General features: G+C 63.4%; 13 protein-coding genes. 3 read left to right on the top strand and 10 right to left on the bottom strand.

What is annotated here, in order from left to right; translation table 11 throughout:
- Window positions 1-23: 23 nt before the first annotated feature.
- From ACZ1JY_RS18385 to ACZ1JY_RS18360, 6 genes are all read right to left on the bottom strand, one after another.
- A complete protein-coding gene (locus ACZ1JY_RS18385; RefSeq protein ID WP_465131061.1) occupies window positions 24-836 on the bottom strand; it encodes a DODA-type extradiol aromatic ring-opening family dioxygenase in 813 nt (270 codons plus the stop codon).
- Window positions 837-898: 62 nt separating this feature from the next.
- Complete coding sequence (locus ACZ1JY_RS18380; RefSeq protein WP_465131060.1) at window positions 899-1,984, bottom strand: DUF1214 domain-containing protein; 1,086 nt, start codon at window positions 1,982-1,984, stop codon at window positions 899-901.
- Window positions 1,985-1,988: 4 nt separating this feature from the next.
- The gene (locus tag ACZ1JY_RS18375) at window positions 1,989-2,741 is read right to left on the bottom strand and encodes an SDR family NAD(P)-dependent oxidoreductase (RefSeq protein WP_465131059.1); all 753 of its coding nucleotides are present in this window, start codon (window positions 2,739-2,741) and stop codon (window positions 1,989-1,991) included.
- Complete coding sequence (locus ACZ1JY_RS18370; protein ID WP_465131058.1) at window positions 2,741-5,122, bottom strand: TonB-dependent receptor domain-containing protein; 2,382 nt, start codon at window positions 5,120-5,122, stop codon at window positions 2,741-2,743. The genes ACZ1JY_RS18375 and ACZ1JY_RS18370 overlap by 1 nt, the downstream gene beginning before the upstream one ends.
- Before the next feature lie 290 nt (window positions 5,123-5,412).
- Window positions 5,413-8,217 carry a DUF3857 domain-containing protein gene (locus tag ACZ1JY_RS18365; RefSeq protein ID WP_465131057.1) on the bottom strand — a complete coding sequence of 935 codons (2,805 nt, stop codon included), beginning with the start codon at window positions 8,215-8,217 and terminating at the stop codon, window positions 5,413-5,415.
- A 61-nt stretch (window positions 8,218-8,278) separates the two neighbouring features.
- Window positions 8,279-9,016 (bottom strand): 3'(2'),5'-bisphosphate nucleotidase CysQ, encoded by a 738-nt coding sequence (locus ACZ1JY_RS18360; RefSeq protein WP_465131565.1) that lies wholly within the window; start codon window positions 9,014-9,016, stop codon window positions 8,279-8,281.
- A 107-nt stretch (window positions 9,017-9,123) separates the two neighbouring features.
- Between ACZ1JY_RS18360 and ACZ1JY_RS18355 the strand changes: the two genes are divergently transcribed.
- A complete protein-coding gene (locus tag ACZ1JY_RS18355; RefSeq protein WP_465131056.1) occupies window positions 9,124-10,233 on the top strand; it encodes a helix-turn-helix transcriptional regulator in 1,110 nt (369 codons plus the stop codon).
- Between the two features lie 14 nt (window positions 10,234-10,247).
- Window positions 10,248-10,712, top strand: a complete 465-nt coding sequence (locus tag ACZ1JY_RS18350) for a nuclear transport factor 2 family protein (protein ID WP_465131055.1) — start codon at window positions 10,248-10,250, stop codon at window positions 10,710-10,712.
- Between the two features lie 2 nt (window positions 10,713-10,714).
- Here ACZ1JY_RS18350 and ACZ1JY_RS18345 read toward each other — a convergent pair whose 3' ends face one another.
- Genes ACZ1JY_RS18345 through ACZ1JY_RS18330 form a run of 4 tightly spaced genes read right to left on the bottom strand, consistent with a single transcriptional unit; the run spans window position 10,715 to window position 13,226 of the window.
- The gene (locus tag ACZ1JY_RS18345; protein ID WP_168904416.1) at window positions 10,715-11,392 is read right to left on the bottom strand and encodes an SDR family NAD(P)-dependent oxidoreductase; all 678 of its coding nucleotides are present in this window, start codon (window positions 11,390-11,392) and stop codon (window positions 10,715-10,717) included.
- Between the two features lie 16 nt (window positions 11,393-11,408).
- Complete coding sequence (locus ACZ1JY_RS18340; protein ID WP_465131054.1) at window positions 11,409-12,185, bottom strand: SDR family NAD(P)-dependent oxidoreductase; 777 nt, start codon at window positions 12,183-12,185, stop codon at window positions 11,409-11,411.
- Entirely contained in the window at window positions 12,182-12,751 is a 570-nt protein-coding gene (locus tag ACZ1JY_RS18335; protein WP_465131053.1) for a carboxymuconolactone decarboxylase family protein, read from the bottom strand. The genes ACZ1JY_RS18340 and ACZ1JY_RS18335 overlap by 4 nt, the downstream gene beginning before the upstream one ends.
- Before the next feature lie 13 nt (window positions 12,752-12,764).
- Complete coding sequence (locus tag ACZ1JY_RS18330) at window positions 12,765-13,226, bottom strand: nuclear transport factor 2 family protein (protein WP_465131052.1); 462 nt, start codon at window positions 13,224-13,226, stop codon at window positions 12,765-12,767.
- Window positions 13,227-13,638: 412 nt separating this feature from the next.
- Here ACZ1JY_RS18330 and ACZ1JY_RS18325 point away from each other — a divergent pair, with 412 nt between their 5' ends.
- The gene (locus tag ACZ1JY_RS18325; RefSeq protein ID WP_168904414.1) at window positions 13,639-14,850 is read left to right on the top strand and encodes an acyl-CoA dehydrogenase family protein; all 1,212 of its coding nucleotides are present in this window, start codon (window positions 13,639-13,641) and stop codon (window positions 14,848-14,850) included.
- Window positions 14,851-14,857 lie beyond the last annotated feature (7 nt).

Here is a 14,857-nt window from a genome sequence, read left to right as displayed (position 1 = left end):
ATTCCATCCGGTTCGAAAACGCTCTAGCCAAACCGGAAACTGGTCACGGCAAGGCCACCGAAGAAGTCGTCCTGATGAAACTGGACGCTGCAAGAATCTACCTCGGCCGATCCGGCGATGACCATAAGCGGTAGCAGGTGCTCAGGCCGCGGATGAGCCTGCATGGCTGCAGGCGCATCCATCCACCGCTCCAGCGCTCTTGCTCCCTGATTGCCCTCGAAGCCCACAAGGCTTTCGCGCAACCAGCGATCGAAGGCATGTGACGCCGCTCTCCCCTGCGCTCCGAAAGCGCGCAGGTTGTGATATGACAGACCGGACCCCAGCACGAGCACCCCCTCTTCGCGCAGGGGGGCAAGGATGCGGCCCATCGCGATGTGTTCGGCAGCGTCAAAGCTGGTGAGGACCGAAAGCTGGACAATCGGAATGTCAGCCTCGGGCCGGATAGGCTGCATCATCGAAAAGGTGCCATGGTCAAAGCCCCGCTCGCCGTCCTCGCGACAGTCCATGCCGCCCGCCAGAAGCAGATCCTGCACCCGCGCCGCCAGTTCCGGGCTGCCCGGCGCGGCATAGCGGATGTGGTATGTGTGCTCTGGAAAGCCGTAGTAATCGTAGAGCATCGGCGGTACGGCGCTGGTCGAGACGTGCGGCACCGCCTCTTCCCAATGTGCCGAGACGACGAGAATTGCCTTGGGCATGGTGCCGAGCGAGGGAATAATGGCCTGAAGCGAAGCCTCAAGCTGATCATAGCCCCGGCGCATAGGGCCATCCATCCACGGCCAAGGTCCACCGCCGTGGTTGAGGAAGAAGGTCGGCAGACGTTCAGTCGTTTCGGTCAAGGCTCGTTCCCGGGGTGGTCTGGCCGTTCAGATGGGCCTTTCCGTAACGTCCGGCAAGACTGTCAAAGCTTTACAACGCGCATTCTGGGCACGACATTGTCGGCCGCGTTGAACCAGCGCCACAGGCCGGTGCCTGATCTGTGCCCAGCTAGATCGACCCAGTTGCCAAAGCCTGGATCGCGCTCGGCACAGACCACCAAGACGCTGCCGTCCGCCTCCAGCCTGGCCATCGAATTGTTGAGCCACACCTTCTGGTGCACGTGATCGAGCGATTCCATCCACCAGTTGTCGATCTGGACGTTCCACATCCGGCAATCGGGCACGGCAGTCTCGATCACCAGCGCCTCGCCCGGCTGCAGGTCGAAGTAGAAGTGGCCGTACCAGATATTGGGATCGCCGCCCGCCTTCCAGAAGATCTCCTGCGGCGCATCGTAGAACTGGTTGGGATGCGCCTTGAACCATTCCGACCAGTTGGCGAAGGTATTGGCCGTGCCCCGCGCCCATGCGGCAGAGGCCATGAGTTGCTGTTCGATCAATTCGGGCGTGAGCAGCGCGGGCGCTGTCGGACCATCACTGATCCGCTCCACCTTGATGTTGGCAGGGGTCTGCGTCTGCTTGTCGTCAAAGGTCTGGCGCACGATCAGCAAGGTGGTGTCGTCTGCCATCGGCAGCCAGTTGCCCGGCTGCGGATCGCGGCTGACCACGATCTCGAAGGTGCCGTCAGGCCCGAACTCCATCTGCGCGAATTCGATCTCGCCAGTCGAAGCCATCGTCCCGTCGATGGCATAGCGGTTGGCCTTGCTGCCGATCGAGAAGTAGGGGACCGTATTGCGCTTGCCGGTGATGCGATAGGTACGATCGCCCCGCACCACGCACTGCTGGTAGAGGTTGTCGGGGTTGTCGGCGCCGATCTTGATCTTGTCGTCGCACAACAGGAACAGGCGCGGAAAATCCGGGTCCGCGCTGTCGACCAGCATGTTGAGCGCGGTGCGCGCCAGACGGCTGAGATACCGCAGACCCTCGGCTTGATCGAGTGCGCTGGTCGGGCTCGACGGACGTGCCAGAACCTCCCCCGCCTCGGCCAGTTCGCTGCAGAACCTGCGCCAGACGTGGCTCAGATTGCTGGCTTCGGCGGAAAGGTCTGTCATGCTGTCATCCTGCCAGTTGTCCGCCGTCCACAGTGAAGAGCGATCCGGTGATCTTGCGCGCCTTGTCGCTGGCAAGGAACGCGAACATTTCCGCGATGTCTTCCGGCGCGCACGAGCCATCGAGCAACTTGGGCGCGTTGCGCATCATCAGCGCCCAGTCCACGCCTTCGGGCGGAGGCGTGTTCTCGGTCATTGGCGTGATCACGTGCCCGGGGCAGATCGCATTGATGCGCACACCCGCGGACGCGTATTCGATTGCGAGGCCCTTGGTGATCGCTGCCACCGCGTGCTTTGAGGCCGAATAGGCCGCATTGTAGGGCTGGCCCTGCAGCGCTGCGGTCGACGCGGTGTTTACGATGGTGCCCTTCGACTTGAGCAGATGCGGCATCGCCGCCTGGCAAATCACGAAAACGCTGGTGGCGTTGACGTGCATCAGCAGGTCGAAGTCCTCGGCAGCGAAGGTTTCGGAGCGCCCCCACTTCAGCAGTCCGGCGATGTTGCAGACGATGTCGAGCCCGTCGCGTGCGGCAGTGTCCACCAGCGCACGGCATGAGGCATAGTCTGTAGCGTCATAGGCTTGCACCACCGGCGCAGTGTGGCCTGCGGCGGCAATCATCCCTGCCGTTTCCTCAAGCCCGGCAATGTTGCGGTCACCGATGGTGAGCGATGCACCCTCGGCGGCGAAGCGGATGGCGGTGGCGCGACCTATGCCCGAGGCCGCACCTGTCACCAGCGTCTTTTTCCCGGCGAAGAGCATCAGAACTTCACTCCCAGCGTCAGGCCGTAAGTGCGCGGATCGGGGAAGTATCCGACCGTGAGGCCGCCGAAACCCGGGCCGAAGTCGATGAAGTTGGAGGGATCGCTTTCCTTGGTCAGGTTCTTGACCCAAAGCGCCAGTTCGGCCTTCGCCCCACCCAGCGGCACTTCCGAAACCGCGGCGCGCAGATTGACGATCGTGCGGCCCTTCGAGCGGGTGTTGTGGGCGTTCTGCGCCGAGGCATTCGGCGTCACCAGTGCATAGGGGAAGGTGTAATAGCTGGAGACGTAATTGATATCGCCATTGACGTTCAAACGGCCCCAGTCTCCCTGCGCCACGCGAAGATCGACGCCGGCGGCTGCCGTGGTCTTGGGTGTGTGCGGGAAGGCGCGGTTGTTGGCGACGTTGGTGTCAACGCCGTTCACGGCCTCGATGTAGCTCTTGTACTTGGGATCGAGGAAAGCGAGCGATCCATTGATCGTCAGCACGTCGACCGGGCGGATCACTGTTTCGATCTCGAGGCCACGGATGCGTGCGGCCGCCGCGTTCTTGACGACGGAAGCAGCCGCGCCATTTGCCGTGAACACCGAAAGCTGGATGTCCTTGTGCTCGTCCCAGAAGCCGGCGACGTTGAAGATCACCTTGCCGTCGGCCAGCTTGGTCTTGATGCCGACTTCGTAGCTGTCGACCGTTTCCGGGCGATAGGGATTGCACAGTTCGATCGCGCCGGTGGGGCAGGCTGCGGTCGGCGCGCGGAAATCGTTGGTCTCGCCGTTGAAGCCGCCTGACTTGAACCCTTGTGCGAAGCGAGCGTAAAGGTTGATGTTCTCGTTAGCCTGATAGGCCAGCGTGATTGCCGGATTGAACCTGTTGAAGGTGGCATCAGGGACGCCGCCATAGGGGATGTTTGCCACCACGGTCGGCGCGAAAATGTTGTTCGCTGCGTCGAAGTTCACCCGCAGGAAGCGGCGCACGTCCTTCTTCTCGTGCGTGTAGCGTCCACCCAGGGTCAGCTTGAGGGCATCAGTGATGTCGTAATCGACCTGCGCGAACACGGCGAACGCCTCGGTGTTCGATCCGTAGTCGGACTGGTAGGACGCGCCGCCGCCGAAGAAGCTTTGCGGCCCAAGCGTTTCGGCCTTTTCCTTGTAATAGAATACGCCCGCCACGTACTTGAACTTGTCACTCAGCGTCTGTCCGGACACCTGCAGTTCCTGGCTCCAGCTGTGGAAGCTGGTATCACGCTGGGTCAGCGCCACCGGCAGGGGCGAACCATCGAGGTCAAGCGAGTCTGCCCACTTGAGGTTGCGATAAGCGGTGATCGACTTGACCGTCGCTCCGCCGAGATCGAGCGCAAGGGTCAGCGCGTGACCATAAGTGCGCGAACGTTCGTATAGCGGATTGGCATCGAGCGACGCGGTCGATTGGCGGTCGGCCCGGTCATAGAGGTTCAGCGGGAAGAACGCGCCGCCGAAGGCATAGCCTGGTGAGTTGGGATCGAAGATGTCCTCGGGCCGGCCATTGCGGTTGACGCGGACAAGCTGCGCATAGTCCGGGCGCTGGTCGAACTTCGAATAGTCGAACATGTAGTCGGCGGTGAAGTTGCTGCCTTCAGGCTTGAAGCGCAGCTGGACCATGCCGCTCTTGCCGTCGAGATCGTTGGTGCGGCCCGTCCGTGCCGGGCCAGCGGCAACCGCCTGCGGATAAGGGTTGGGCGTCAGCCTGATGAAGCCGTCACGCTTCTGGATCTGGCCCGAAAGCTTGAGCGAGAACGGCCCCATTGCCGGAAGGTCGATGACGGCGCGGCCCTTCCAGTAGTCATAGTTTCCATAGGTCAGCTCGCCCTTGACCCCCAGTTCGCCGCTCGGCGCCTTGGGTACGAGATTGACGGCACCAGCCAGCGCGTTGCGGCCATAAAGCGTGCCCTGCGGACCGCGCAGGATTTCGACGCGCTCCAGGTCGGCAACGTCGAAGATCGAGCCTTGCGCCTTGGCGATGTAAACGCCGCCCAAGTAGAGGCCGACAGCGGGCTCCCAAGTCACGGCCGGGTTGATCGTCACCGACCCGCGGATGGCGATCTGCGAGATCGTCTTGTTCGAAGGCGCGCGTTCGAACTTCACGTTCGGGGCGATCGAGCCGAGGCTGTCGATCGAGGTGATGCCGCGCGTTTCTAGGAACTGGCTGCTGACGGCCGAGATGGCGATCGGCACGTTCTGGATGTTCTCGGCCCGCTTCTGCGCGGTAACGACGATCTCACCGATGCCGGCGTCATTCTGGGCGGCGGTGTCCTGCGCAGATTCTTGCGGCGTAGCCTGCGCAAATGCTGGCGCTGCAATAAAGGCAAGCGAGCTCAATGCCGTAGCGGCGAGCAGTTTCCTCACGATGTCCTCTCCCTCTCCAGGATACTTTCCGATGCGCATTCGCGCAATCAATTCGGACTTAAGCTACGCATATGTAGCGAGGATGGCAACTGGAAACTCATTATGATGGCATAATGCGTCGCATTGGATGGCGAGTGTTGCGCAAAGCGCGCATCTTTGCATTGCCGGCTTATCCCCGGTGAACGCGCGAGGACGCGCCGCGCCACGCAGCGGCAGTTCCGTCTTCATCGAGAAAGGCAGGCACGCCAGTGCCGCGTCAGCATGGCGCGGCACTCGCCTGGACTTGTGCGTTATTTCAATCCGTAGCGCGCGTAATCCTGCACCAGACCGGGCGTGACCTTGCGGAAGTAGGCAAGGTCGGCCTTCGCTTCGGGCTTGCCCATGGCATTGCCGATCCACGCCCTGAGATAGAGCGACGCCAGTTGCGACGGCGAGATCTTCAGAGCGGATTCGACGTCGGCCAGCGCGTTCTGCAGATTGCCTTGCGCCACCCAGGCCAGTGCCCGGCTGTCCAGCACGGCGGCAGCATTGGACGCGCGCTCTACCGCCTGATTGCACACCTCGATCGTGCGGTCGGCATCCACCCGGAAGCGCGCCCGATACCAGCACGCTGCATTGAGCAGCGACGTGTCTCCCGGCTTTTCCTCGATCAGCGCGTCGACCTCTTTCAGACCATCGGCACCCTTTCCTGCATAGGCAAGGATGTCTGCACGGGTCAGGACGACGCCGGTATGCTCGTCACCCATGTCGTCGTATTCGGTCAACAGGGCCAGGGCTTCGTCGGTCTTGCCTTCACGCCCAAGCGCCCCTGCCAGCGAGATGGCATTGGACACCGACGGCGCCAGCTTCAATGCCTCGCGGTGATCCGCGATCGCATCGGTCCAACGCCCCATCTGCCGGTTGGTGAAGGCCCGCCTGCCAAAGGTCCAGGCATCGGGCGCCATCGCAATGACCTTGTCCCAATCGGACAGCGCGCCCGCCAGATCATAAACCGATTCCCGCAGATCGGCGCGGCGCGCCAGGGGGTCGCTTTGTGCATCCCCGGTTTCCCGCGCCAGCGCCTTTTCATAGGCCGCCTCAATCGGCGCAATGCGCGCCTTGAGCGAAGGCTGCTGATAACGCCATGCGCGTGCTGCGGTGGTGGGGGCAACAAGGAAGGGGACCGTGTTGCGCAGGCGCAGTGCCTTTGCCTTCTCGACAGGGATTTCCGCCGCAGGCAGTTCACCACCAAGCGACGCGCGCTCTTCGCTGACGCTGAAGCGCTGGCCTTCGAGCGCGCCCTTGCGGGTAACGGTCGTGCCAGCGAATGTTGCCTCGTAGTCGGCTTTCCCGCCCAACTTGAAGCCCGGCTCGTCAGCCGGGAGCAGAACTTCCATTTCCTCGCGCACCCGTTCGGCGCGGCCAAGGTTCACCGGAATCGCTTTCCAGTTTGCCCGGCTGCGGTCGTAATCGAACGCGGCGCTGGCACTGCCCAGGCCACGCATATCCATGCGCTTGGTGCCGTCTCGGTCCTGAAACAGGGAAATGACCATGCCTTCGATCGTCACGGTCGCCGTTCCGGTTTCGCTGTCAAACGCGGTTGTTCCTCCAGTGATGATGCCGCCATCATCGGTCAGATCCTTGAAGATCGAATCCCCGATGGATTTGATCATCTGCTTTTTCTGTTCTTCGCTGGCCTGTCCGAATGCCGCACCAAGGTTGCTGCCCAGCATCCCCGCGAAAGTGGACGTCGCCGAGATGAGTGCCGGCATCTCGACCCCGGCGCGCTGATCGATCGTCAGCTTGACCGAAGCCATCGCAGCTTGGGGCACGCGCGGTTCCATCGCCATGAGCGGCGCGCCTTCCGCCCGGATCGGCAGCGCATGACGGAACGGCGGGACGTCGGCCAGCGTCTGCAGCCGCGTGCCGGTTGCCGTGCCGTCGAGCCAATAGGTCGTCCCGGCGATTTCGGCCCGCACGATGACATGATCGAATGCCGCCGGCATCGGCAGTGAATCCGGCACGGCATCGCCGGTCTGGCTGTTCACGGCGACGACCTCGGCCTTGATGCCCAAGGCTTCCAGCAAGGACAGCAGCAGCAGGGATTTGGCCTTGCAATCGCCGTAGCGAGAAGTCCAGGTCAGCGACGGGGCCTGCGGCACGTAGTTCCCGCCCGCCATGCCGTTCAGCAGGTAACTCACCTGATCCTGCACCAGCCGCGTGGCCAAGGCAGCGCGGGTCAGCGGGTCAGGGCTCTGCTTCTCGATCTTCGCCACTTCTGCTGCGAGCGGGCTTCCCGCAGCGATCGCGTCCTTCGTGGAATAGAGCGGTGCGAACACCCTCGAGACTTCTTCCCAGCTGCCGAACGTGGTGGCTTCCAGCGTGGGCGCCCGGGAAAAGCGCGATGGCGCGCCTTGCGGCATTTCCTCGCGCTTTGCCAAGGGCAGCGCCACGTTCACAGTGTGCCAGCCGTCCTTGATGCTCTCGGTTGGACTGCCCGCCGAAGGGCCTGCCTGCCATTTCACGGCAAGGCCTTCGGGCCAGGAGACGCTGGTGCGCGCAAAACCAGCCTCCAGGGGCAGGGTCAACAGTCCGCTGTCGATTTGCACTTTCCCCTGCAGCGCCTTGTCGCGCATGGTCTGGCTATAGGCAATGCGCAGCACGTCCCCGACCTGCAGGCCGGGAATGGCTAGGGTCGCGGTCAGCATGCCGTCGATCTGGCGCTGTTCCAGCCCGCGTTCGCGCCGCAACACCTGATAGCGCGCGCCGCCCTTGAGCACGTCAACCACCTTGCCCGCACGCAGGATCTCGACGCGGTGGACCGTCAGATCGCCCTTGTCAGGCATCCAAACGGCAGAACTCGTGCCGCTCTGCGTCAGCGATTCCGGGCTGCCCAGCTTGAAGGCCTGGTCGACATAGACCCGCAGCGTTTCGCCCTCGATCCGCTGTTGCACGTCCAGCAGAGCGATCGGGGTGCTTGCTGCGGTGTCAATCCTTGCCGAATCGCGCACGTCGGCCCATTTGGGAGCAGGGCCGTAGAGGACATTGTCTCCAGCAAGTGCCGGAGCAGTAGTGGCAAGAAGACCGACAACGAACAGCGCGAATCTATTGCGCACGCAAACCCCCTGAAATTGAGGGGATTACCTGCCTTCTATTTGTAACGCTGGCAATTGCCGTTCAAGCCGGCTGCACAGCCTTTATGCGCGATAGCACCATTTCGGCATGTTCCTTCCGGCAGATCAGCAGGTCGGGCATGTAGGTGTCGGCCTGGTTGTAAACCAGCGAACTACCGTCGATGCGGCTGCAATGCAGGCCGTGCGCCAGCGCCACTGCGACCGGCGCACAGCTATCCCATTCAAACTGACCGCCGGAGTGGAGGTAGATGTCGGCATCGCCCAAGATCACGGCCATCGCCTTGGCCCCGGCGCTGCCCATCGGCACAAGTTCGGCCCCGATCGCTTCGGCCACGGCCACTGCTTCATGCGCCGGGCGCGTGCGGCTGACGACCATGCGCAGACGCTCGGGCGCCGGGGGAATCCGGCGCGGTTGATCGGTGCGCAGCACAATGCCGGCGCCGGGCAGTGCCACCGCGCCAATCGTTGCCACACCGTCGATAGCCAGGCCGACATGGACCGCCCAGTCAGTTCGCGCCTCGCCATATTCGCGCGTGCCATCGACCGGGTCGACGATCCAAGTGCGCGAGAACTGCAGCCGGTCGAGATTGTCCTTTTCCTCTTCCGAAAGCAGGCCGTCTTCCGGCCGCTGTTCGCGCAAGGCGTGAACGAGGAACTGGTTGGCCGTGGCGTCACCCGCCTTGCCCAGCTGCTTGAGGCTCAGCATACCGCTTTCGCGCACCGTCAGCAGCAGCTTGCCCGCCACTTCAGCAAGATGGGCGGCAAGTTCCGCATCGGTCATCGCAGGCGCAGCGGTCACGGCATCGGTCATTCGGAGAGGCTCCCTCAGGCTCGGCTTGCAATTCAGACCATCGCCCGTAAACCAAAGCTCCCATATGGGAGGAAACGGTGGCCTTTACGCATACGGATCAGCAGGAGCTTTTCCTGCCGCTTGTCGAAGGTGTGCACCAGACGCCGCCGTGGGGTGCCTTCATGCGCAACCTCGTCGCGCGCACCTATGCCCGCCGCGCGTTTCTCATCATTACCCTGGCCAATGCCATGCCGTCGCAGGAACCCACTGTCATCCACGTTACTGCGCCGCGCGCCGTGCGCGAACCGCAACTCGACTTCCGCCGCATCAACGCATTAGGCCTGCACCCATATGGTCAACTGCGGCCAGGCCGCGTCTACGCCATCGACGAGATGTTGGATTTCGACAACCCCACGCGCCTTGCCCTGCAGCGCGGCGCGCTGGCGGAAATGGGCATCCGCTATGGCCGCTGGCTCCGCGTGAGCGCGGGCGGCGCGGCCGACGCCTGGCTGCTGCTGGTGCGCGAGCGTGAGGATTTCAGCTCTGCTGCCGTATCGACCCTTGCGGCGATCGGCCCACACCTTGCCGCCTCGCTGCGCACGCTTGCCGCGCTTGCCGAACAGCGCCTGCAGACCGCGATGGCACAAGCCGCCCTCGCCCGGCTTGGCGCGGGTCAGCTCGCTTTCGATGCCGGGGGGCGGGTCATGGCAACCGACCCGCAAGCGGAGCGGATGCTGACTTTCGCCCCTGCCCCGGATCCCCGCGGCGGACGCCGGCTGCAGCTTCTGCCCGCTGCTGCTGGCGCGCTTGAAAAGGCCTGCAGCGCAATCGCCGAAGGTAGCATCGAAGCGACCGCGGTCCTGCTTGATCCGGCGCGTGACCTGCACATGCTCCTGCGCAAATGCGACCTTGTCCTGCCCGAACCGCACGCCCGCCCCGCCGTGATCGGAACGCTGCGTCTGGCCGTGCGTGAAGACGAGCGCGCGGGGACCCGCATCCTGCGCGAATTGCACGGACTTTCGGATCGGGAGGCCGCGCTTGCCGAGAAGCTGAGCCGTGGCGAGACGATCATTGAAGCAGGGCGTGCCCTGCGTCTGACCGACGAGACCGCACGGAACTATTCCAAGCGCATCTATGCCAAGACGGGTACGCGCGGACAGGGTGACCTTGTTCGCGAGGTGCTCGGCGGCCTGACCCCCTTCGCCTGAAAGCGCCCGAACCAATGACGGAAGTTCCTGATCTATCCGCCCGCCTCACCGCTCTTGAAGATCGCGAAGCTGTGCGTGAGCTTATTGCGCGGTATGGGCCACTTGCAGATTGTGGCGATGCCCGTGCCCTTGCCGAATTGTGGACCGAGGACGGCGAATATGTCGTCACCGGTTTTGCCACGGCCAGAGGACACTCGGAGATCGCCGCACTGATCGATGGCCCGGTCCACCGTCAGCTCATGGCCGATGGCTGCGCGCACATCCTTGGCCCTGCTGTTGTCACGGTCGTAGGCGATGCCGCCACTGCGCGCTGTCATTCGTTGGTGCTGCGCCACGAAGCGGGCAGCTTTGTCGTCCACCGTGTTTCGGCCAACCGCTGGACTTTCCGGCGCACCCCACAAGGCTGGCGTGCGGTGCGCCGCGAAAACGCCCTGCTCGATGGCACGGAAGCAGCGCGCGTGCTCCTGCAGGGCGTGTAGGTTCACCCCCCGCGCGATACCGGAATCAACGCGCCGCTCAGGTTCCGCGCTTCGGGCGATGCAAGGAAGACGATCACCTTGGCGAGAGATGCAGGCTGCACCCACTGCGAGAAGTCGGCATCGGGCATGTCGGCCCGGTTGGCCGGCGTGTCGATGATGCTCGGCAGTACGGCATTGACCGTGCAGTCAGTGCCGGCGAGCTCAGCAGCAAGACTCTCGGTCAGCTTGTGGACGGCTTGCTTGGAGGCGGCATAAGCCCCCATCCCGCTGCCCGCCACCAGCGCGCTGCCCGCACCGATATTGACGATCGCCGCGCCCGGCGTCGCGGTAAGCGTCGGCAGCGCGGCCTTGGTCATGGTCACGCAGGTCGTCGCGTTCATTGCGAACATTTTCGCCCAGGTTTCCGGTCCGCCATCGGCGAGCGTCTGCCACACGAAACCGCCCGCCACATTGACCAGCACGTCAATGCCGCCCAAGGTCGCCTTGACCTGCTCTACCGCTGTCGCTGCAGCTGCGGCATCGGTCAGGTCCACCCCGCCGATGTCGAGCCCGCCGGGGTTTGCATCGGCCGCCGCAGTCGTGAAATCGATCCGCGCCACCTTGTCGCCATTATCGCGGAACGCCTGCGCCACCGCGCGCCCCAGCACGCCGAAACCCCCTGTAACGATTACCGAACGCATCGTGTCAAAAACTCCTTCAGGGCCGTTGCGAATGGCGTATGCCACCGTCGACCACTATCTCAGTCGCCGTAATGTAGCTTGCTTCATCAGACAGGAGGAAGCGGATCGTCATTGCGATTTCTTCCGGCTTGCCGAACCTGCCGAGGAATATGCGCGGTCCGTAAAGCTGCGCCATCCCATCCCTCATCTCGCCAAGGATCGGCGTGTCGATCATGCCGGGGCTGAGCGCGTTGATGCGGATGCCATCGTGCGCAAGCTCGTCCGCCATGGATCGCACCAGCGATATGACCGCACCCTTGGCCGCCGTGTAGATCGGGATCATCCCGTTGCCAAACCATGCGTTGATCGAGGATATCGCCACCACCGCACCACCCGGATGCTCCTTCAGGTCATCGCGGAAGGCCTGCACCAGTTCGATCACCGCGCGCACGTGGAGGGCCATTCCAGCGTCGAAGTTTTCGGGCGTGACTCCGCCGATCCCGGTTTGCAACGCCGTGCCTGCCCCGTGGACGATACCGCCAATGCTGCCAAGCGAAGCACGCGTCTCGGCTGCGGCAGGGGCAACCGCTTGCGGATTGCGCAAGTCCACCGCCTGCCCCACAGCCGAAACGCCATATCGCGCGGCGATGTCGGCCGCCGCAGCTTTTGCGCCATCGGCATTGATGTCCCATAGCGCCACCGGTCGTCCCACTTCGGCCAGCGCATGGGCCGCGGCCAGGCCGATGCCCGATGCCCCACCGGTAATCACCACGCCCGTCCCTGGTGCGCCCAGCCGCTCGTCACTCACGCTCATGCCGATTCCTTGCTCGATGGATTTGTAGCGAGACACACCGTGTCAAACCCCAAGACATGCGCCACGCGGCCAAGGCCGACCCAAGCCGCCACGCAATGCGCCAGATCGACGATCTCGCCATCGCTGAAGACCTCGTGCATCCCGGTCCAGAAATCCTCGTCAGCGGCCAGCCCTTGCGGATCCGTGCCGAAGCGTTCGGCAAAGGCCATGGCGAGCCGTTCCCGCACGGAAAACAGCCCGGATTCCCGCCAGTTCTCGACCGCCGCATAGAATGCCTCGTCAGGCGCCGGGCCATTTGCCGTTACCAGTCGCTCGGGTGTCTCGCCGCCCACCGAAAACGTGCGCTCGGCATCGCGGGCTGCGCGGAAGTCCTGGCAGATCATGCAGCCGTTGATCTGCGCCGTGCGCATTCGCGCCGCTTCGAATTCGCGCATCGAAAGGCGTGTCTCGCGATAGACCGCAGAGGAAAATCCGGCAGCCGCAGCCATGATTTCGCGCGCATGGGTTCGCGCAGCAAAGCCATAGGGATCGCCAGCCTCCTCAGTGGGCACTGAAATGCGCAACATCGGCAGACACTCCTCAGTTATCAGGAATTTCGGGCACGGCGGCCATCGGCGGCACGTTGTGCGACCAGCCCATGTCCTCGTGGCGTTCGGCAATTCGCCAGCCATCGGGCGTGCGGACAAGCCTGTCACGATACCACAAGCCGATGAAGAAGACCTGCTCCTCGCCAGCAGTGTTGCGATGAACCATCGGATTGAACAGGATTGTGCGCGCTCTGGCTTCGTCGCCGTCAAGGTCAAGCTTGGTCGTTGCCACCATGTGCTGGAACATCGGGAAACGCTCAAGCGCCACCGGCAACCACGCCTTGATCTGCGCAAGGGTCCCCGCGGCGCCCCCGGTTTCGGAATAGTCGATGCGCGCATCAGGCGTGAATACGCCGTCAAGCGCGTCCCAATCGCGTTCGTCGATCGCGAAGCAATAGCGCGCGAAGAGATCCTGGATTTCAAGCCTGTCCGAGATTTCCTGAAGCGACCTCATAGCGCTTTCCTCTCTGCCCCATGCCAGGCTGCGAATCATGCGCAACAGCCCTATTATTGATCTTTACCGTCACACTTATCGCAGAACTTGTCCAAATTTTTTACGCAAGTTGGCTTGAAGTCATGAGGATAGCGGTTGCCGCTGCTCTGGCTGGTGTGGCAAGAATCATCAGGATAGTCGCCTGCGACGAAACTGACACCCCGGAGCATACCCCCGCAGATCGCAGCCGTGCACCGGCAGCAGGTGAACGCCGCTAGTCCTTCAGGTGTAACGAGCCGCAATTTTATCAAGATCAAAAGCTGATATGCTTTTTGATTGACGATTTGCGTATCTGTTGCGATATCTTTTTACGAATGCATTGCCACGTCAAGCATTGCGTGAGTCGAAAGTCGTACCGGAGGAGAGGCCGCTCATGGCCAGCGCAGCTGCAATTTCGCTCGAAAGCTCGATCCCGTCGGGCGAAGAGCTCGTCGCCCGGGCAAGGGCCATGATCCCCGCCTTGCGCCAACGCGCGGCTGAATGCGTCGCCGGGCGCGACGTTCCGGCAAAATCCATTGCCGAATTCCACGAAGCCGGTTTCTTCCGCATCCTTCAGCCCAAGCGCTGGGGCGGCTACGAAATGCACCCCAACGTGTTCTACGACGTGCAGAGGGCGCTTGCCGAAGGCTGCATGTCCACCGGCTGGATGTACGGCGTGGTCGGCTGCCATCCTTACGAAATCGCGCTGTTCCACGAAGAGGCGCAGGCCGAAGTCTGGGGCGAGGATAGCTCGACGCTGGTCTCGTCGTCCTACCAGCCCGTCGGCAAGGTCACCCCGGTCGAGGGTGGCTATCGCCTGTCGGGCCGCTGGGGCTTCTCCACCGGATCGGTCCACTGCCAGTGGGTCGTACTGGGCGCGATGGTCCCGCCGCGCGAGGCAGGCGGCGCGCCGGACATGCGCGCATTCCTGCTGCCGCGTGCGGACTATACCATCGATACTGACACCTGGCATGTCTTCGGCCTCCAGGGCACCGGCAGCCATGACGTGATCGTCGACGACGTGTTCGTGCCCGAACACCGCACGCACCGCTCGATCGACGGCTTCCTCTGCGCCAATCCGGGGCAAGAGACCAACCCCGGCCCGCTCTACACCCTGCCCTGGGCGCAGGTGTTCATGCGCTCGGTCTCGACCGCGGCCTTCGGCGGCGCGCGCGCGGCAATCAACGCCGCTGTCGAGATCTCGCAGAGCCGCGTCTCGACCAATACCGGCAAGGCATCGAAGGACGATCCCTTCATGAACGCGGCCATCGCCCGCGCCCACGCCGAGGTCACCGAGATGGAGCAGACCCTGCGCCTCACCTTCGAGGACCTCATGGCCCATGCCGAGCGCGGCGAGTCCATCCCGATGGAGAAGCGCACGTTCTACGCCTACAATTCGGCGAGCGTAGTGCGGCGCATGGCAGATCTGGTCGATGACATGGTCAAGCTGCTCGGCGGCCGGGCGATCTACATGTCCAGCCCGATCCTGCAGCCATGGCTCGATCTCCACGCAGGCCGCGCCCACGTCGCCAACGATCCGGCCAACCGCACTGCCGATCTCGTCGGCGGCATGCTCGGCCGCGAACCTTCCTTCACCTTCCTTTGAGCGAGCG

This window comes from Novosphingobium sp. BL-A-41-Hi4B-X5A (assembly GCF_055521705.1).
Note: the sequence above shows the minus strand (reverse complement) of the source record. Positions and strands in the feature narration are given on the sequence as shown.